Origin of the sequence: Paenibacillus sp. FSL R7-0272 (genome assembly GCF_037969905.1) — a bacterium.
Taxonomy (GTDB): domain Bacteria; phylum Bacillota; class Bacilli; order Paenibacillales; family Paenibacillaceae; genus Paenibacillus; species Paenibacillus polysaccharolyticus.
This window is the reverse complement of record NZ_CP150221.1, coordinates 6,413,938-6,433,357: the sequence shown is the minus strand read 5'-3', so window position 1 is coordinate 6,433,357 and position 19,420 is coordinate 6,413,938. Positions and strand designations below refer to the sequence as shown.

The 19,420-nt window shown below is 46.6% G+C and carries 15 protein-coding genes; 9 read left to right on the top strand and 6 right to left on the bottom strand.

The features are described from left to right. The first annotated feature begins 15 nt into the window (after positions 1-15). Positions 16-351 (top strand): hypothetical protein, encoded by a 336-nt coding sequence (locus MKY23_RS28140; protein ID WP_090923530.1) that lies wholly within the window; start codon positions 16-18, stop codon positions 349-351. 93 nt (positions 352-444) lie between these two features. Here the strand turns inward: MKY23_RS28140 and MKY23_RS28135 are convergent, their stop codons facing one another. Further along, positions 445-1,167 (bottom strand): YheC/YheD family protein, encoded by a 723-nt coding sequence (locus tag MKY23_RS28135; RefSeq protein ID WP_186809683.1) that lies wholly within the window; start codon positions 1,165-1,167, stop codon positions 445-447. Between the two features lie 249 nt (positions 1,168-1,416). Between MKY23_RS28135 and MKY23_RS28130 the strand changes: the two genes are divergently transcribed. The 4 genes from MKY23_RS28130 (at position 1,417) to MKY23_RS28115 (ending at position 8,227) form a co-directional block, all read left to right on the top strand. Continuing rightward, on the top strand, positions 1,417-2,685 hold the full coding sequence (locus MKY23_RS28130; RefSeq protein WP_154985729.1) for an OFA family MFS transporter: 1,269 nt from the start codon (positions 1,417-1,419) through the stop codon (positions 2,683-2,685). Positions 2,686-2,970: 285 nt separating this feature from the next. Beyond that, the gene (locus tag MKY23_RS28125) at positions 2,971-4,065 is read left to right on the top strand and encodes a bifunctional glycosyltransferase family 2/GtrA family protein (RefSeq protein ID WP_336121545.1); all 1,095 of its coding nucleotides are present in this window, start codon (positions 2,971-2,973) and stop codon (positions 4,063-4,065) included. Next, positions 4,065-6,356 carry a glycosyltransferase family 2 protein gene (locus MKY23_RS28120; RefSeq protein WP_339834178.1) on the top strand — a complete coding sequence of 764 codons (2,292 nt, stop codon included), beginning with the start codon at positions 4,065-4,067 and terminating at the stop codon, positions 6,354-6,356. Before MKY23_RS28125 ends, MKY23_RS28120 begins: the two co-directional genes overlap by 1 nt. An 11-nt stretch (positions 6,357-6,367) precedes the next feature. Beyond that, entirely contained in the window at positions 6,368-8,227 is a 1,860-nt protein-coding gene (locus MKY23_RS28115; RefSeq protein WP_154985726.1) for a hypothetical protein, read from the top strand. 84 nt (positions 8,228-8,311) lie between these two features. Here the strand turns inward: MKY23_RS28115 and MKY23_RS28110 are convergent, their stop codons facing one another. Beyond that, positions 8,312-9,184 (bottom strand): hypothetical protein, encoded by an 873-nt coding sequence (locus MKY23_RS28110; protein ID WP_339834174.1) that lies wholly within the window; start codon positions 9,182-9,184, stop codon positions 8,312-8,314. A gap of 62 nt (positions 9,185-9,246) precedes the next feature. Further along, positions 9,247-10,818 (bottom strand): hypothetical protein, encoded by a 1,572-nt coding sequence (locus MKY23_RS28105; RefSeq protein ID WP_339834170.1) that lies wholly within the window; start codon positions 10,816-10,818, stop codon positions 9,247-9,249. Positions 10,819-11,152: 334 nt separating this feature from the next. Here MKY23_RS28105 and MKY23_RS28100 point away from each other — a divergent pair, with 334 nt between their 5' ends. Both MKY23_RS28100 and MKY23_RS28095 read left to right on the top strand, forming a co-directional pair. Beyond that, the gene (locus MKY23_RS28100; protein ID WP_090923510.1) at positions 11,153-11,698 is read left to right on the top strand and encodes a 50S ribosomal protein L25; all 546 of its coding nucleotides are present in this window, start codon (positions 11,153-11,155) and stop codon (positions 11,696-11,698) included. A gap of 228 nt (positions 11,699-11,926) precedes the next feature. After that, on the top strand, positions 11,927-13,141 hold the full coding sequence (locus MKY23_RS28095) for a HAMP domain-containing sensor histidine kinase (protein WP_154985722.1): 1,215 nt from the start codon (positions 11,927-11,929) through the stop codon (positions 13,139-13,141). Between the two features lie 148 nt (positions 13,142-13,289). Here the strand turns inward: MKY23_RS28095 and MKY23_RS28090 are convergent, their stop codons facing one another. From MKY23_RS28090 to MKY23_RS28080, 3 genes are all read right to left on the bottom strand, one after another. Next, on the bottom strand, positions 13,290-14,273 hold the full coding sequence (locus tag MKY23_RS28090) for an aldo/keto reductase (RefSeq protein ID WP_222591877.1): 984 nt from the start codon (positions 14,271-14,273) through the stop codon (positions 13,290-13,292). 221 nt (positions 14,274-14,494) lie between these two features. Then, positions 14,495-15,397 (bottom strand): helix-turn-helix transcriptional regulator, encoded by a 903-nt coding sequence (locus tag MKY23_RS28085; protein WP_336121550.1) that lies wholly within the window; start codon positions 15,395-15,397, stop codon positions 14,495-14,497. Between the two features lie 118 nt (positions 15,398-15,515). Further along, a complete protein-coding gene (locus MKY23_RS28080; RefSeq protein WP_154890318.1) occupies positions 15,516-16,607 on the bottom strand; it encodes a GntR family transcriptional regulator in 1,092 nt (363 codons plus the stop codon). 375 nt (positions 16,608-16,982) lie between these two features. On the opposite strand from MKY23_RS28080, the gene MKY23_RS28075 reads away from it, so the two are divergent. Both MKY23_RS28075 and MKY23_RS28070 read left to right on the top strand, forming a co-directional pair. Beyond that, a complete protein-coding gene (locus tag MKY23_RS28075) occupies positions 16,983-18,650 on the top strand; it encodes an FGGY-family carbohydrate kinase (RefSeq protein WP_339834165.1) in 1,668 nt (555 codons plus the stop codon). Positions 18,651-18,652: 2 nt separating this feature from the next. Then, the gene (locus MKY23_RS28070; protein WP_090923505.1) at positions 18,653-19,348 is read left to right on the top strand and encodes an L-ribulose-5-phosphate 4-epimerase; all 696 of its coding nucleotides are present in this window, start codon (positions 18,653-18,655) and stop codon (positions 19,346-19,348) included. The last annotated feature ends 72 nt before the right edge of the window (positions 19,349-19,420 follow it).

Here is a 19,420-nt window from a genome sequence, read left to right as displayed (position 1 = left end):
AAGGAGGTTTTGAGAATGGGAAATCGTAGACCAACAGGTGGGTATGATCCAGTTCAGATTTATAACTCTACTTCGTTTAATGCGTATGGAACGGTCGAGTATGCGTCTATTTTCTGTAGCAATGACCGTTACAGTGTTCAACGTGAAGGGACTTGGCAGTCATCGGGGCGTGGAGTTTGTCTGGTGACTCGAATTACTGCAACTGTGATCACACCGAGTGGAAATATTGAAGCAGAACCTTACACGTCATCAGGAACATCCTACAGCCAGTTCGCGATTATCCAGGTGGGCCCAAACCAGTTCCGGGTCACGCGTGTAGTAAGTTCGGCTAGACGCCGTCGGAAATGTTAACAATATCGGCAATCGGTTGAACAAAGAAACGGATGTTAAGAAGCGACTCTCCAGGTCAACGGGGAGTCGCTTCTTGCGTCGTAACGATTGGAATTAATGCTTCTGATACCACAAGATTCGGCGATACATCGAAGAGTCCTTCAAGTGCCGGAACGGACGAAGGTCAGGGCGGTAATTGCCTTCAATAATCCAGATCCCGCCTTTCTTATCGATTCCAATATCAAAACCGATCTGTCTCAGATCAGGGTAGTGTACCTCCAGGCTCTTAGCGGCCAGCAGAGCAGTGCGCTCTACTTGAAGGAGCAGTTTCCGTCCACCTACACGTGCTAGTTGCAACGCTTTGAGCACAGGAATGGTACGGTTGGTCACATTAGTCACCAGATACCCGCGTGATGCGATCTTGGCGTAGGAACCGGTTACCTTCCAGGCAGATGAAGTTGCTTTTTGACGTTGAACCATGATACGAAGGTCGAACGGTCTTTGCCGAATACGAGCTAAATACAGACGCTGCTGGATGATATACTCACGATCCTTGCCAATTTGATCAAACCAATCCTGTAAATCACTTTTGTTTTGCATGGTAATGATATTATTCTCATTTTGGATTTGATAGGTACCTGTTTTCAGCCGCCGGATGAACACAATATCTCTCCCATAACGTCCGTCGCAGGGTTTCAGTACGACACTTGAATGTTGTAGAAGCATATGGTCTAAGGTTTCTTTCTCAAGCAACTGTGTTTCTGGCAATCGTCTGGCGAGCAAAGGGACATTGCGAAAGGCCCGATACTGTAGCCATTTGTCCCGTTGAAATAACATTGACATCACAGCCTTTAATCAGGGTCAAATCAGGGTCTACGACTCTCATCTTATTTTAGTTCAAACCTGTGTCTGGCATAAGCTGCCATTCGTCTAAATATGAGAATCTTTCCCCTGTCAGGTAACTACAAAAAAATCCTTGATAAAGCTATACATGTTGTCATAGATGGATATAAAAAGCTGTGCTACACTTTATCGCATAAGTTAGTGAATTATTTCACAATACAATCATGAGGGGAAAAGATCTCAGTGGAACTGACAAAAAAGAGATGGATTATTCTGATTGCAAGCTGTTTTATCAACCTATGTATTGGCTCCATTTATGCATGGAGTGTATTTGCTGCCCCAATGGCAGCTTATCTAAGTGGTCTCACAGGACGTACATTGACGCCAGGGGATTTGGCTATTGCGTTTACCATCTGCAATTCAGTCGGACCCATTACGATGATATCGGGTGGATGGATTAATGACAGATTCGGACCCAAGAAGGTCATTCTGGTTGGAGGGATTTTATTCGGGGGTGGTATGATTCTATCGAGCTTTGCCACAACTGTAGGTTTTCTGGTATTTGCTTATGGAATTGTGCTTGGTTTGGGAACAGGAATGGTTTACGGGTGTACGATCAGCAACTCCATCAAATTCTTCCCCGACAAACGCGGATTGGTTGGGGGCGTAACGACGGCTGCTTATGGGTTAAGTTCTGTGATTATTCCTCCGGTCGCCAATGTGTTGATCAGCAACTCGGGGGTAACCTCTGCATTCTTGATCATAGGGATTGCCTTTCTCCTTATTATTTGCGTAGCGTCGTTCTTTATTGAAAAATGCCCGGCTAATTTTGCTCCGTCAGGATGGACACCGAGTGCTGTCCAACTTGCCCGTTCTCCGCGAGAAGAGAAGAATTGGAAAGGCATGCTTGCAAGCCCGATCTTCTACGTGATGATCTTGCTGTTGATCAGTGGAGCTTTTGCCGGACTGATGTGCACTTCTCAGGCTTCACCTATCGCTCAGAAAATGGTTGGTTTATCGGCTGCTGCGGCAACAACAGTGGTATCGATCTTGGCGCTGTTTAACACAGGTGGCCGGATTCTGGCCGGATATATCTCAGACAAGATTGGCCGAATCAATACACTTGCCATTACGTCTCTCTTATCCGTGGCCGGCCTGATCATGCTTTATTTTTCAGGAGAGAACAGTGTAGGTACATTTTATATGGGGATTTCCATGATTGGTTTAAGCTTTGGTTCTTTAATGGGGGTATTTCCCGGATTCACGGCAGATCAGTTTGGGGCCAAAAACAACAGTGTCAATTACGGAATTATGTTTATCGGATTCGCGCTGGCCGGCTATTTCGGACCCTCAATCATGAGAAATGTGTATAGTGCAGATGGAAGTTATCAGAGAGCCTTTGTTATTGCGGCTGTCTGTGGCCTGACCGGATTTATTCTGACCTTCGTATATAAGTGGGCTGTCAGATATCAGAATAAAAATGTGAATAACAACCATAAAGTGACAGTCTGAGCAAAAGTATATCAATAGCATGTGAGTAACCCGAACCTTCCGTTTAATAGACGGGGGTTCTTTATTATTTATAAGGTAGCTGAATGATTAATATATCAGAGTGATATAGTCTGTTACGACTATCATATGTACATGAAAATGTAAAACTTTTTTACCATTAGATTACAAAAGTTCTCGTTTACGCCCCACCTTTTCGATGGTATACTCTCCTATATTCAAGGAAGATATTAACGCTAATATACAACAGATTTTCATGAAAATATGTCGAATTGGGGCTCATTTCGGATGATTATAGCAGAAGAAAAGGACGAAACGATCATCCTCATTCCTTCTCTGGAACCAGATGATAGACTTTTATCCTATGTACGTCAGTTGCGAGACTACGGTTTTACGAATTTGGTCATTATAGATGATGGTTCTGGTGAGAAATACCAGCACATTTTCGAAGAATTAGAAGATAATGGATGCGCTTTGCTGCGACACGCACAGAACCAAGGAAAAGGTGAGGCGCTGAAGACCGGATTTCGTTACATAGCACAGCATTATGGGCAGGCTCATTACGTAGTTACTGCGGATTCAGATGGGCAGCACGCTGCAGAGGATGTGTATCAGATTGCTCAGGAAGCCAAACGTTGTCCGAATGACTTACTACTAGGCGTGCGGGATTTCAGTGAGGGCGATATTCCACCGAAATCGTTGTTTGGTAATCGGATGACGTCATTTATTTTCGCGCTGTTATATGGAAAAAAACTGTCGGATACCCAGACGGGACTTCGTGCCTTCGGTACCGAGTTATTGTCATTTATGCTGGATGTACGCGGCAAGCGTTTTGAATATGAACTGCAGATGCTGATCTCCTGTATTCAGTCAGGTATTGGCATTCATACGGTACCCATTCAAGTGATCTATGAAAATGGCAATGCGGGTACCCATTTCAAAGCGATTCAGGATAGTGCCCGGGTGATGGGGGTGCTGTTCTCGAATTTCTTTCGTTTTATATCATCGTCGGTAGCCAGCTCTGTCGTTGATTTGGGCATTGCCTGGTTTTTGATCGATTTTCTGCGCCCCATGATGGGGGATCAGCATTATTTAAGAATTTTGCTCGCGACGGTTATTGCCCGAGTCATCTCGATCGTCGTGAATTATGTTCTGAATCGATATTTTGTGTTCCGCAAGGAAGACAGCCGGGGCAGTCTATGGCGTTACTTAACGTTGTGCGGCCTGGTTATATTGTTGTCGAGTACAGGCGTGTATTTATTCCATACCCTATTCCTCGTGGATGAGAAGGCAGCGAAATTCGTCTGTGATGCCATCCTGTTCCTGCTAAGTTTCCAACTGCAGCGGAGGTGGGTATTTGCAGCAAGGAGGAAGCAGCAGTAGTGCAAAACGAGAAAAGGCAAAATGTATTTTTCATCATCACGATGATCCTTATGACCATCTATCTGATCTGGCGTATGTTCTTTACGCTGCCATGGGGCGAAGGGGTGCTGAATGTCATCTTTGGCATACTGCTCATTATGGCGGAGGCGGTTACGGTCGGCACGACCTTCGAGTTATTTTTTCAAAAGATGCAAAAGAAACGGGCGCAGCTCGATTTTCCGGTGATCCCGAATGAATATTACCCGCACGTCGATGTGTTTATCGCCACACATAACGAACCCGTTGACCTTCTGTATAAAACGGTGAATGCCTGTACGTTTATGGATTACCCGGACAAATCGAAGGTACATATCTACCTGTGCGATGATGGTGCCAGACCTGCGGTAGAAGAGTTGGCGAAGCAGTTCGGCATCGGCTATCTGGGGTTTCCTGGTAATAAGGATGCGAAATCCGGCAACCTGAACAATGCACTGAGCAAGACATCGTCTCCACTTATTGCAACCTTTGATGCAGATATGATTCCGCAGCATACGTTTCTGATGAAAACCGTACCCTATTTCATGCTCTCCACGTTTATCGAAGAAAATGGGGAATGGCGCCTTCGCCGTGAGGAGGAGATCGATCCAACCTTTAAGCTGGGGCTGGTACAGACCCCGCAAAGCTTTTACAACCCGGATCTATTCCAGTTCAATCTGTATGCGGAGCAGGGTATTCCGAACGAGCAGGACTTTTTCTCGCGCGAGGTTAACATTCTGCGCAATGCGTCCAATGCCGTTGCCTATACGGGCAGTAATACAGTGATTGCCCGGCAAGGGATGGTAGACATCGGTGGGTTTCCGCTGAACACCATCACGGAGGATTTTGAGACAAGTATCCGTTTGCAGCAAGAGGGGTATATCACGTATGCCACGCAGGAGGTTCAAGCTGCAGGACAGACGACGACCACGATTCCGAGCATGATCAAACAGCGGATACGATGGGCGAGGGGCATCATTCAGAGCTTGCAAAATACGCGTGCACCGATCTCCAGAAAGTTGCCTTTCTGGACGAGAGTGACCTATGTGAGCAGTTTTTTATACTGGTGGTCTTTTTTCAATCGACTGATCTTTATCTTGTCTCCCATTCTGTTCGCTTTATTTGATTTCCAGATCGTAAATACGACCTTCTGGCAGATTCTGATCTTCTGGTTGCCATCGTATTTCTTCTATAGTCTGTCGATGCGTTATCTGTCCAGTAATATACGGAATCAGCGCTGGAGTCAGGTCATCGATACCATCTTCATGCCGTATCTGATCTGGCCGGTTATCCTGGAGACGGTGGGCATCCGTGAGCGTAAGTTCAAGGTGACGAATAAAAATCGTTCAACCGGACGCGAGTGGATTGCCTCGATGAAATATGCACTGCCGCATATTTTTCTGGTGATCCTCTCCATCGCTGCGATTATCCGGTACGTGAATGGCAAGTACGGCATTGCTTTATTTTTCAGCAGTATTATCATCTTCTGGCTCGTTCACAATATGATTGCCTTGTTCTATGCGCTCTTCTTCATGATCGGGCGGCGAGCATACCGGGAGAATGAACGGATACGGGCGCAAGAAGATGTGATCATCCGTTATCCGGACAGCACGCTACGTTACGAGGCCAAGACAGTGGATCTTTCGGAAAATGGCATTGCATTTTATGTGCCGTACCCGATTTATCTACCAGAGCAGAAGACCATCTCTCTGGTCGTCAAATCGAGTCGATATGAGGCCAATCTTGATGCGGTTATCGTATATGTCAAAGCAGATGGCGAAGGATGGCGTTATTCCGCAACGGTGAAACCGCTCAGTGAGGCGGATAACCGGCAGTACATGCAGCTCATCTATGACCGGAAGCATTCGCTACCGGAGCAAATGAACCTATGGGACACTGCATATGACGACATGTTGCGTAATGTGAAAAAACGGATTGTGCAGCCCAAATCGGATCAGCGGAAGATGCCAAGGCTTTCTCTTCATCTTCCCGTAACGTTTACGAATCATGCGAGCTGTACACTGCTCAGCTTTAATTATCGTTTCTTCTCTGCCACAAATCTGCAAGGTAAGATAGCAGAAGGGTCAGAGGTTACCTTTTACACCGAAAGCAACATTGAAGTGGTCTTAAAACATACGGGAAAAACAACGGCAAACAAACGTGAAGTGCTTCTCTCCGTAGAGAATATCGATGAGATCTTGGGGCGTGGTTTGATTGATCAGTTACTGAGTGATTTGATTCGTCCACAAGCTGAGCGGTTCACCAAAGAGGGTTAGGAGAGATAGACATGCTGTTTTTGCTTCAACTTGTGATGGGCATTTTACTCATAATATCGATGATCGGTTATATGCAGTTTGTCCGTAAGGTGATGTCCATCCGGTGGGAGTTCATTCCGATATTTGTGTTCTCGGCTATCGCCTGTATCGTCTATTTTGCCGGACTAGCAGGGCAGCTCTTCACGGGCAGCATTGTTGTGCTGGTCACAGGCTTATTGTTGTTTAGAGGCAGAGTGATACAAGCTTTGTACCAGAGTAAACGGGGCTCATGGTCATTATCATTTTCGTTATTTCAATTAAGTTTTCTGAGTGGGGTTTTCATATTTTTGCTCATTTTGTTCCACACGGAGCTTACTCACTACGATAATTTCTCACATTGGGCGATTGTGGTGAAGGAGATGCTCAGTACCAATGCGTTTCCAACACCGAATTCGGACCTGATTGAGTTTAAAAATTACCCGCTGGGCACGTCGTCGTTTATCTACTACATCTGCCGATTTATGGGACATGCCCAGCCGATTATGTTACTGGCGCAGGGGTTGTTGATCTTTTCCTGTTTCTACGCCATGTTTGGCATCGTGTCAGAGAAAAAACGTTTCCTATTATATGCTTTTCTCGGGTTAGGTTTATCGACCTTATCCTTCTTCAACCTGACGATTCGTATCACCAACCTGCTAGTAGACTTCCTGCTTCCAATCTTTGCACTTGCGATTGTGGCGGTGATATACCAGTATCGTCATGATCTTAAGCGAGCTTGCATCATTATTCTGCCTCTGGCGGGTCTGCTGACGGTGATCAAAAGTACAGGAATCATCTTTGCTGCCGTGGGTCTGATCTTTCTCGTATATGTCTGGCTTACGAATAAGCAACGTGCGAACTGGAAGATTGGGCTCGCTGTACTCGGTACGATTGCAGGGGCATTATTGCCGTATTTCAGTTGGAGCTTGCGTATGGCAACGGTATTCCACGGTGTGAATAACAAGTTCGAGGGAGCAGCTGCGGCTCTAAAGCCGGGTAAAACAGCTGAGCAAAAGTGGGACATACTGGTGCTCTTCTTGAAGTCTAGCGTGGATATTACATCCAGACCTGTGCTGGGCATTGTTATTTTTGAAGTTGTTGCGATCGCGGCTTCAATTGTAGCCTATGTGGTGCTCAAGAAGAAGTGGAACCTGTGGAAAGTGCTGATTGCACTGAATGTGGTCGTGGTACTGTACTATGCCGGGATTCTGGCACTATATCTGTTCTCCATGCCTGTGGATGAGGCTGTTCGACTGGCTGGGTTCGAGCGTTATGCATCAAGTATCGTGGTGTTGTTCGCTGGTGGACTGGTGCTTTGTGCAGCTGTTGATATTGAGCGTACGTTCCATTACCGCATTGGTGAGGTTCCTGATTATCAATCATTCAAGACGGTACAGACGAAGAGGCATTATCAACAGGGAATCATCGCGTGTATGGCACTCGCGGCAACAACTCTCTTGTCCGAATATAACGGGATGATCTCGATCAACAAAACGTACGACAAAACCCTTCCCTACGAAGTTCATGCGGTGACAGGGGATCGGTGGTATACGGGCGGCAAAGAGGATCGAAGCAAGTATCTGTTTTACGGCTCTGACCGAGATCAACAGGTCACCAGTTATTACATGCAATACGTGGGTAGATACTTCTTATATGCTCCCAATGTGGACGGTATCGTGCTGTTCTACGAAGATAATATGGACAATCTGCTAAGTAACTACGACTACCTTGTGGTGATTGAGACAGATCTTAACGCGAAAATGTTACTGAAAAAACACTACGGCATTGATATGCAAAAAGGGGTATACAAGATCACTCGATCCGGTGATAAAATTATGCTGACGTTGCAGTAGCAACAAGAACGAATTAAACAAAAGCTCCACTCCCATGAAACCGGGGAGTGGAGCTTTTTAATATGCAGTGAGCGGAACGACTAGTTAGGTAGCCTTACCCTCGGGTTGAAGCTTTCGCATAAAAGCTTCGATATTATCGATTAGCAGTTTGTTGTTTGGCGAATCGGTCCGGGTAATGATCTCTTTCACCGCATGGACAAATGAGCTTAGGTTGGTCGTGTCAGCATTTTCAAATCGGTTCGGGAGGGGCATGTTATCAGCAGAACGGGCCGCATCCTCACGGTATTCTTTGATCCATGCCTGATTCGTGGAGGCCTGTTTCGCAAAGTTCTGTAGAATGCTGCTCCAGTCTTTGTTGTTTACGATGGCGTCTTGCAACTTATCATAGGTCTGAGGCTGGAATTTACGCATCATGTAATTGAGATCCACGTAATCCTCTGGTGCACCAACCGGCCGTTGTGGTGGTGTATCATACTGAACTTGCTTCGTTTCAGGGTTGATCGTTCTGGTTATGGAGATTGCTGCAATCTGACGGAACGTATTCATGAACTCGGTGGCCTGATCGCCTTTCATGTAGTTGTCCGCTATGTATTGTGCTTGAGTTAGACCCAGTTCGAGTAAAGCGGATCGATCGTCCTTATCTGTTACATCCGTAATCAGGTTAGATTGAATAATGCCATAGACCGTTTCTTTAACCTCAGAAGATTGGCCCTTGAGCAGGCGTTCCAGTGACTCGTTGATCTGAACGGTGCCGAAGTAAACGGCTGAATGGTTCACGACATCCGAGGAGGCAAGCTGTCTGGAAGCGTTACTGATCTCCACGGTATCTATGTCATGAGACAAATCGAACTTCCCCGTAATCATCGTTGGTTGATTTGATGGATTCGCTTGTCCTGTGCGTTGTTGTGAATGAGTGTAGGCATTGAGGTCAAACGGCGTTGTGCTTGAAACCTTCATTCGTAAACACCCCTATTCGTCAAAAAAATAAATGCTCTAGTTTCCATCTCAGACATGTCTCTTTATGTTATCGGAATAATATTCCATATTTTTAATATAAATGGACAAAAAAAGAGCAACGAACGGTTATCTTTCACCACTCGTTGCTCTCCTTGATTCAATAAACCGCCATAAATACTGTAGGCGAAGTGATACACAATATCGGTCGTATTCACACTTGGGCGACTTGTCACTCTAGCCACCACAGCACAAAGATCATAATAATGTGTGAAGCTTATGGCTCCTGGCAAGTACTGACTGAGGCTACCGGCGGAAGGAGGCAGGGACAACGTTGCTGTGAACTGCCCACTGCTGTTGGTCATAACTTTGGCACTGCGATAACGATTGTTGCTGCTTTCAGACCAGGCATCATTCGCCCAGATGACCTCGACTTCCGTATTAGCAACGGCATAGTTATCGGAAGTAGCCGCAACCCCTGTCACCGTGAAGCTTGATCCTGTGATTCGGTAGTAGCGTCCATAGGCGTAAGAAGGATAATCATTGGGGCCGCCGTTTGAGTTGTAGCCCGTAATGACAATTTTGTCTGCACGTAATACAGGCTGCAAATGCAGTGAATAGTTGGTGTCCGAATAAGTGTTGGTGGTATACACCTTCAAATAATAAGTGCCTGTACCTAACGATACATTACCGTTCGTGGTCGGCATCAAGGCCATTCGATTGTTACTTAAAGCCCCGTACAATTCAGCTTTGTAACCATTCGCCGTTGAAGCCTGGTCCAGCGTGATACGCATCGCATCATAGTTTCTGCTCTCAGGAACGGTGATTTTGTACCAATCCTGATCAATCTCCGAATTCAATGAACGAGTAGCGAGTGTAGAGCCGCCAACAGCAACGGTAAGCGGATAGGCACGTAGTGCGTTCTCGTCCGTCTCGAAGGCATCATATGTCGAGCTTGTGGAGACCGTCAGGGTAAACGGCTCATTAATGCTGGCACCAACCTTGCCGTAGGCTTCAATTAAGTAGGCTTTGGCGCCGGAAGTGATATTTTTCGTGCCTACATTTTCAGATAAGGTTCTGGACCCGTTCCCGTAATTGTTCAAATATGTCCCGTAGATGGAGTAATCAATAGGATTCGGATTCACTTCCCCGGTGGACATATCGAATTCATAGAGATATAGATCGTAATCAAGCTGCGCAGATGCGGGGGTATCCATCTGTACTTGCAGAATGTGCCCCGGCTGTACATAGATCGGGTATAAATAGCTGGAGGTGCCTTGCTCCTGGATGTAGCCAGTGTATGTAGTGGTCTCAGCTGAGGCTGTTGTGTTATCTGTATCCTCCGATTGCGGAGTAGCCAGTAGACTTTGTTGCTTACGTGTTTTGGAAGTGGAAGAAGTTTCATTCAGGTTAACCGTTTCCTTGAGCTGGTGTTCCTTCAATGGAGTAGAATCCAACTCGGTGGGAGCCTCGGTCAGCTCAGTGATGATCTCAGTGTCTGGCTGTATGAACTGTTCCGTAATGCGTGCATCCGGCAGTTCCTTTCCCTCAATATCATTGTTAGCAGAAGCGCTGAAACTAAAGGCAAGGGTAAGAACTAAATTCATGACGATAAGCATGGAGAGTGTCTTTTTCAAAGTGTAAACTCCTCTCTTCTTATAATTTTTTGCTACAATTCTATAATATACCAAATGTATGTATTTGTTAAGTGATGAATATCATGGTACAGTTGGTCGGTTCATCGACAAACATGGGTTTCTATGATAGGCTGGAAGCATCCCAAGGGCATTCTACTTTTCCAAGTAGAGTGCCTTGCTGTATATTATGGGAGTTTACATTTAATGGTTATAAAATGAGGCCGTGTGGAGGTGGTGATGCTATGTTTCTCTCTTTAGCCCCCGTAGGGGAATGTTGGATGATGGTAAGTGAACGTGTACAGAAAATCATAGAATACAGAGGAGCGAACATAGCATGACTACTCTTATACAAGCGGAAACTCGTATCAAATTAAAGCCGTCCGGACTTCAGAATTTGCGCCAATCTGGCCGCCTGCCAGGTATTGTTTTTGGCAAAAACACAGAAAATGAAATGATTCATATCCCGTCGGTACCCTTTCAAAAATGGTTGAACCAAGGTGCGTCCGGATTCATCGAACTGCAATTCGAAGAAAAACCTTCACTTACCGTATTGTTGGAAGATCTGCAGCGTGATCCGGTTACACGAGATTTGATTCACGTCGATTTTCAGCAGGTACAGAACGATGAGGTGCTACGTACCAAAATCCCGGTCAAGTTCAACGGAACCCCAGAGGATGCGAAGTACGGCGGGGTTGTGCAGATTCAGTTAGCTACTATTGAAGTGGAGGCTCTACCTCGTCATTTGCCAACCGTGGTCGAGTTTGATATTAGTGCAATGAAAATTGGTCAAACCCTACATGTTGAGGATGCCGAGTTCGCGCCGGAAGTAACGGTGATCTCAGAGGGCAACGAATCACTTCTCTCTGTGATTAAACCTTAATAGGTAAATACTTGCGTAATCGGGGTTATTCTTTAATTACGAGTACATTTTTAAATAGAATGTGCTGTAAATATACAGTTGCATTAATCGAAATAAGCTGTATGGGCTAAATGTCCATGCAGCTTATTTTGGTATGACTAAAATAAAATATTTCTCATCCATGGAAGGTGATACAGGAAATAAGCTACAATACTATATATAGAAATTCACGAACAAGGTGGTGAATAGATGAAGGAATTGCATAGTCCAATGAACCGGAAGACCTATTATATATCGATGTTTCTAATGATCCTTCTAATGGTAGCCGGATTAGCCGTATCTACCGCAGAGCTTCAGGGTATGACCATCGGATATGTCATTCATTTGTTATGTGTTGTGACGATACCTGTATGTCTGCTCATTTACCCCAGATATGAGACATTTGCATTTCGATTGAGCATTATTTTACTTGGGTTTGTCTATTTCTACACGCTAGCTTTGATCTATCCCCAGACGTGGACAACTTACATTATGATCTGTTTGCTTCCAGCACTCGCGATCTTGTTCTATGATTTCAAGTTGTTTTATATTTCGCTCAGCTTGAATACAGTCATGCTGGTGATTGTAACGACGTATATTCACAAGCAAGATAATTTGTATAAATATATACATATAGATCTGGCCGGAAATCTGATTAATATCATTGCGAGTCAACTGCTCCTGTTTCTCATTTTCTATTTAACTTTTGATCGGATCCGCAAACAGGAACTATATTTGGAACAGGTACAACAATCCGAACGTCTCCAAATGGTTGCACATCTAACGGCAGCGGTTGCGCACGAAATTCGTAATCCGGTAACGGTGGTACGGGGATTCCTGCAGTTGTATCAACAAAATCCGGCCTTCGACCCTGCAGATCGATCCAAGTTTGCGCTTATGATCGATGAGCTGAATACGGTGGAACAGGTGACCTCCCAATTTTTGTCCATTGCCAAACCAAACCGAGAGATATTGGTTGATGAGAAAGTACATGTGCAAGAGGTGCTTGAGGGGGTAGCTAGCCTACTGAGCTCCTATGCCATGTTGTCCAATAAACATATCGATATCGAGATTGAAGAGGGCTGCACGATCTTCATGAATGCCGTTGAGTTTAAGCAGGTGATCATTAATCTGATCAAGAACGCTCTGGAAGCCTCGGATACGGGAGCCATGGTTCATGTAACAGCAAGACTTGTGAAGCAGAAGGTGGAGATCAAAATTGTGGATCAGGGGTGTGGGATGACAGAGGAGGAGGTTAAAGCTTTGGGTACCCCGTTTTACTCGCTGAAAACGAATGGTACGGGACTCGGGCTGATGATCTGCTTCAACATCGTGGAGAAGGTTAACGGAACGATCAAGTATGTGAGTGAGAAGGGAGTGGGTACGACGGTGATTCTGACGTTTCCGGCAACAGACCGCGGCTGAAGGGCACGGAGATTGGCAGATTCCTTGTTAAGAGAGATGCATAAAAGAAGAGTATAAGAATAAGTATAAAATAGCTCTAAAAAGTGAGTTAAGAAAGGCTGCCGAACGGCAGCCTTTTTCCTGTTCTTACTCTTATTCAACTCTGACCTCAGGAAAACGAAGGATAGCGCTCACCTGCTGCGAACCCTTTGGGCGAGATGTGTTCGATCTCGGCCAGTTCTTCCGGTGTGATCGTGACCTGCAATGCACCAAGGTTCTCCTGCAACCGATCCAGACGTTTCGTACCGGGTATAGGTACAATTTGCTCCCCCTGCGCCAGCAGCCAGGCTAGAGCCAGTTCAGGCGTAGTACAGCCTTTTCGTGCGGCAAGCTGCTCAATCAGCCGAACGACCTCCAGATTTTTATTGAAATTATCTCCTTGGAAACGAGGGAAGAAGCGGCGGTAATCATCCGCAGGCAGATCATCAAACGTCCGAATCTGTCCAGTCAGGAATCCGCGTCCCAAGGGACTATAGGGTACAAAACCGATACCCAGTTCATCCAGCACAGGCAGCACCCCATCCTCTACTTCGCGGCTCCAGAGCGAGTATTCTGTTTCTACCGCCGTGATGGGGTGAATGGCATGTGCCCGCCGGATCTGATCCGCCGTTGCTTCCGAGAGACCGAGAAAGCGGACTTTACCTTCCTGCACAAGTTGAGCCATAGCGCCGACAGTCTCTTCAATGGGGACGTCCGGGTCAACGCGATGCTGATAGTACAGGTCGATGTAATCGGTGCCCAGTTGAAGCAGGCTGGAATCGATTGATTTTTTGACATACGCCGGGTGTCCGAGTACCTTCATGTTTGGAGATACAATGCCGAATTTGGTCGCCAGAATGGCTTGATCACGACGGCCTTTCAGAGCTCGACCAACCAGCTGCTCGTTACCTCCGAACAGTCCTTGTTGCATGAAATGTTCCCCATATATATCAGCTGTGTCGAACAAGGTAACTCCGTGATCCAGTGCACCATGAATCGTACGTATAGAATCCTCGTTGTCAGGCATCATCATGGTACCAAGTCCCAGTGCGGATACCTCAAGTCCAAGTGAACCTAACTTTCTTTTCACCACTCCATTATTATTAAACTCCATCCGATCATCCCTCTTTTCCGCAAATTAAAGAATATAGTACCTTCATCGTTATGCTTAAGGCATGATTCCATTCTAATTCGCAGTTACTACCCCAACCACAGCATGCTAATGCTAGTAACGGCAGTACCAGGATGGCATGAATCTGGTTGTCTTGTATAGGACTACGGTGGTAAATGAAGTGTAGATCATACGATTTGTGAAAGAAGAGGGGCAAGCGCTGTTTAAGATTCCTGTTCCTTGACTGGAGAATAGATGCACAGATGCAGATCCGGGTGATCCAGCGTGAAGGATAACGAATTAATGTCATATGCGATAGCTTGTTCTTGGTCGGGCAGTTGGTAGTAAACGCGCGTAACCCTCTTTGCCTCTACGTGGTGCAGCTCCCATAACGATGCAAATTCAGAACTTTCTTTGGAAAGATCATCTACAAACTTGGGAAACCACGGATCATGTGTATATCTATCATAAGAGGTACGGAATATGGCAACGGAATGTGCCGCCATCTCCTCCCAATTGATAAGGCGAGCGCGCATTTCCGGATCTGTAAATAGGCTAAACATCATGTTCCGTTGTTCTGGAGCACGTGAAGTGTAGTCCAATACGTATTTGTCGACAGATGTGTTCCAGGCAAGCAACTCAGCACGATCATTCGTGATGAACGCAGGAAACGCCATCTGATTCACAATATCCCGCCAAGGTTGAGTGATCTCCGAGGTAATTGGCGGGGCCATTTCAGGTTCATTGCCATTCCATAGGCCGAGCAGATGGGTGTGCTCATCGGGAGACAATTGAAGTGCCCGGCCGATACTCTCGATAACTTCTCGGGAGACGGCGACCTCTCGCCCCTGTTCCAGAAACGTATAATAGGTTGCGCTAACCCCTGCCAGTATGGCAACCTCTTCTCGGCGTAACCCAGGTGTCCGGCGTTGACCATGAGTCTTGGCGAGCCCTGCTTGCTCCGGTTGAAGCCGTGCGCGCCGTGATTTCAGATAATCTCCCAACGTTTTGGCACGCATGCTGTTCAAGTCCACAGGTGACAGATGTGCTGGTTGCGATAGGCCGTTCGTTTCAACCATGACGAGATCACCTCCTGAACTCTTTTTATCCCAAATTGTATTGCTCATGTAAACTTAAAAAAACGTAAATCGTATGGAACTCTACGCCATCCGTACGATATATATTACTCCGTGCCCCATCTAGTATATCACTTGCTACTGGCTCGCGTTGCAAGCATGAGAATACTTACTCAATCTCCATCTCTTTCACTGTTTCTCCCTCCACCAGTTCAGGCTGATAGTAGGTTTGAGTAGGGAGGTCTTTCTTCCCCTGAAGCTTGCGGATAACCCAATCGGCAGCATCAAGACCCATCTGCTCTTGGGGATGCGTGAGTGTGGTGAGCCTGATGTTTGCATTTTTGGCGATGTACGAATTGTCCTGACCAATAATGGACAGCTCATCCGGGATCGAAATACCGAGCTGGCGGCAAGCGTGTACCACTTCCAGCCCAACTTCATCGTTGTAACAAACAATTGCGGTGAGTGCTTCCCGATTTTCTTGCAGATATGCTGTCACGTTTGCGGACAGATCTGTTTTTGATGCGGTATCAAACGAGAGCACATGCTCGGGGTGGAACCTCAGTTTTGCTTCCCCTAGTGCCTTGATGTATCCCTTCATCCGGTACTTGCCCTGCAGATCATCCATTTTGGCAATAATCCCGATCTGGGTGTGGCCTTTGGAGATTAGCTCCTTAGTGGCGAGATAACTGGACTGTACATCATCCAGACAGAAAAAGGGCACCTCTAACTCCTCATAAAATGCATTGATCATCGCAAACGGCACATCCTGCTCCTTAAAAGACAGATAGTACGCAATATTCGGGTTGTACAGATTGCTTTTCGTCGGTTCAACAATCAGACCATCTACGCCGTAAGATAACATCATCTCAAGTGCCTTTTTCTCTTGTGCTACATCATTATTCGTACTGGCGAGCAGAAGCGAGTAGTTGTCCTCATTCAGACGACGCTCGATACCGCGAATAATGGAAGGGAAAATATAGTCCGAGATATAGGTGGTAATGACCCCGATCGTCTTCTTGGAAGTGTTGCCACCTGCTCGCGATCGGTACTGATTGCTGACATAGGTGCCCGAACCCTTTTCGCTGCGTAAAAAACCTTCGTTAGACAACTCCAAAATGGCCTTGCGAACGGTCTGACGGCTCACGTTATAACTTTCCTGCAAGGCTGATTCAGTAGGAATCTGCTCGCCGATGCTGTAAGTCCCGGACAGGATATGGCTCTTTATATCATCAATAATCACTTGGTATTTAGGTTTCAATTCGTCCACTTCTTTCGTTGTAACGTCTATATTATATCAATATGGCTCAAGTTGTACGTACATATTCTAGCATGATTCACTTTACTTGCAAGAGAAACCGTACATTTTATTAAATGTTACGTACAACTGACTGCGATTTTGTCGAATTAAACCTTAGATTTATAGGGGAAATAAATTAAAATGCGTTGATGTAATTGAATATTTTACAAAAATAGTCCTTTGTGAGTATAACTTCGTTATCTCATTGACAAATGTACGTACAAAAAATATACTAAGGCTGTCAGTACAGGAAAGCGCATTCTTGGAATGCTGAAATAGATTATAGCCACGAACGTAGGTGGTGGATTGCACCTTACGAGGGTGCAGTTGGAATAGATGCCGTTCCACGGACGTAGATGGCGAGCAGAGAGGGGATATGCGGAAGTGACGAGTCATGTGGATGAGAAAGAAGCTATTGCCAAGGGAGCAACCTCACTTGGGATTGAGCTTGGATCAACGCGGATTAAAGCGGTATTGATTGATGAGCATTTTGAGACGATTGCCTCCGGCAGTTATGAATGGGAGAACCTGCTGAAAGACGGCTATTGGACGTACAATCAGGAGGATATCATCACGGGTTTGCAGACAGCGTACCGTGAGTTGAAGCAGGATGTAGAGCAGAAGTATGGTGTACCGCTGACGACTGTAGGTTCAATCGGCTTCTCTGCCATGATGCACGGATATATCGCGCTGGATCAGGCGGGGGAAATGCTCGTACCGTTCCGTACGTGGCGTAACTCAACGACAGGTGCGGCTGCACGCGAACTGACAGAATTGTTGCAATTCAACATCCCTGAACGCTGGAGCATTGCCCATCTGTATCAGGCGATTTTGAACGGAGAGCAACATGTGCCTCAGATTGATTACCTGACCACACTGGCAGGATATATCCACTGGTTGCTGACGGGCAATAAGGCGATTGGGATCGGCGATGCATCGGGTATGTTCCCGATTGACGAGACAACGCATAATTACCACCCGGCAATGATCAATCAGTTTAATGAGCATATTGCTGGCAAAGGTTATCCGTGGAAGGTTGAGGATTTGCTACCTAAAGTGTACCTCGCAGGTGAACATGCAGGTGCATTGACGGAAGCTGGAGCGAAGCTGCTTGATCCGTCAGGAGAACTGGCATCAGGAATTCCACTCTGTGCACCAGAAGGTGATGCGGGAACAGGTATGGTCGCGACAAACAGTGTGCGCAAACGGACAGGGAACATCTCCGTGGGCACGTCAGTCTTTGCGATGATCGTTCTGGAGAAGGAATTGTCCAGCGTGTATCCCGAGATTGACATGGTGACCACGCCAGACGGCAGCCCGGTTGGCATGGTGCATGCTAACAACTGCTCCAGTGATCTGAACGCATGGGTCGGATTGTTCCGCGAGTTCGCTCAGGCGATGGGCATCGAGGCCGATTCAGGCAAGCTGTTCAGCGTATTGTTTAACAAGGCGCTTGAAGCCGACCCGGATGGGGGCGGATTGCTTAGCTACGGGTACTACTCCGGTGAAAATATTACAGGACTGGAGCATGGACGCCCATTGTTCGTGCGCTCTCCGGAAAGCAAGTTTAACCTGGCGAATTTCATGCGCACCCATCTGTTCAGCGCCTTTGGCGCGCTTAAGCTGGGTATGGACATCCTGACCGAGAAGGAACAGGTGGCCATTGATAGTATTTTGGCGCACGGCGGTCTGTTTAAGACACCTGTGGTGGGACAGCGAATCGTAGCAGCGGCCATGAACGTTCCGGTATCGGTAATGTCTACCGCTGGTGAAGGCGGCGCGTGGGGTATGGCTTTGCTGGCTTCGTACCTGAAGGACAAAGGCGAGCAAGAAACGCTGGATGTTTTCCTGGAGCAAAAAGTGTTCAAGGATGTCGAAGGGGTCGAAGTGGCTCCGGAAGCTGCCGATGTGAAGGGATTTGAAGCATTTATTGAACGCTATCGGAGTGGACTTGCCATTGAGCACGCCGCTGTAGAGCATCTGGTAGAGAACGGAGGAAACTAAACATGTTAGAGCAACTGAAACAAGAGGTATTTGAGGCCAACCTGGAGCTTCCGAAGCACGGACTGGTGAAGTTCACTTGGGGCAATGTGAGCGCAATTGATCGGGAAAGCGGTCTGTTCGTCATTAAACCAAGCGGAGTTGATTATGAAAAAATGAAAGCCAGCGACATGGTTGTCGTCGATCTCGACGGTAACGTGGTGGAAGGGGAGATGAGACCTTCCTCGGATACTGCAACCCATGCCGTTTTATACAAACACTACAAGGAAATTGGTGGCATCGTGCATACGCATTCCACATGGGCAACGATCTGGGCGCAAGCTGGTCTGGATGTGCCTGTCATGGGAACGACTCACGCGGATACGTTCTACGGAGCTGTGCCATGTGCACGTTTCCTGAACCAGGATGAGATTGATCGCGGATACGAAGCAGAGACGGGCCGTGTAATCATTGAAACGTTCGAACAACGCGGATTGGATGTAATGGCGATCCCGGCAGTGCTCCTGCATGGTCACGCACCGTTTACTTGGGGCAAAGACGCCAAGTCAGCCGTGGTGAACAGCGTTGTGCTGGAGGAAGTGTGCAAAATGAACCTGTACGCCCGCCAGCTGAACAACTTTGCCAAAGAACTGCCACAAGGCATCTTGGATAAACACTACCTGCGCAAACACGGCAAGGACGCATACTACGGCCAGAAATAATCTGGATATGTAAGACCCGGAGATACTGCAATCGCCGTGTCCCGGTGTAACTACCCTGCCTAACCCGCAGTT

Excerpts from the sequence above, each read along its gene's own strand:
- MKY23_RS28100 (WP_090923510.1), top strand. The coding sequence starts at position 11,153 with ATGACTACTCTTATACAAGCGGAAACTCGTATCAAATTAAAGCCGTCC.
- MKY23_RS28125 (WP_336121545.1), top strand. The coding sequence starts at position 2,971 with ATGATTATAGCAGAAGAAAAGGACGAAACGATCATCCTCATTCCTTCT.
- MKY23_RS28135 (WP_186809683.1), bottom strand. The coding sequence starts at position 1,167 with ATGTTATTTCAACGGGACAAATGGCTACAGTATCGGGCCTTTCGCAAT.
- MKY23_RS28095 (WP_154985722.1), top strand. The coding sequence starts at position 11,927 with ATGAAGGAATTGCATAGTCCAATGAACCGGAAGACCTATTATATATCG.
- MKY23_RS28070 (WP_090923505.1), top strand. The coding sequence starts at position 18,653 with ATGTTAGAGCAACTGAAACAAGAGGTATTTGAGGCCAACCTGGAGCTT.
- MKY23_RS28090 (WP_222591877.1), bottom strand. The coding sequence starts at position 14,273 with ATGGAGTTTAATAATAATGGAGTGGTGAAAAGAAAGTTAGGTTCACTT.
- MKY23_RS28110 (WP_339834174.1), bottom strand. The coding sequence starts at position 9,184 with ATGAAGGTTTCAAGCACAACGCCGTTTGACCTCAATGCCTACACTCAT.
- MKY23_RS28140 (WP_090923530.1), top strand. The coding sequence starts at position 16 with ATGGGAAATCGTAGACCAACAGGTGGGTATGATCCAGTTCAGATTTAT.
- MKY23_RS28085 (WP_336121550.1), bottom strand. The coding sequence starts at position 15,397 with ATGAGCAATACAATTTGGGATAAAAAGAGTTCAGGAGGTGATCTCGTC.
- MKY23_RS28075 (WP_339834165.1), top strand. The coding sequence starts at position 16,983 with ATGCCGTTCCACGGACGTAGATGGCGAGCAGAGAGGGGATATGCGGAA.
- MKY23_RS28115 (WP_154985726.1), top strand. The coding sequence starts at position 6,368 with ATGCTGTTTTTGCTTCAACTTGTGATGGGCATTTTACTCATAATATCG.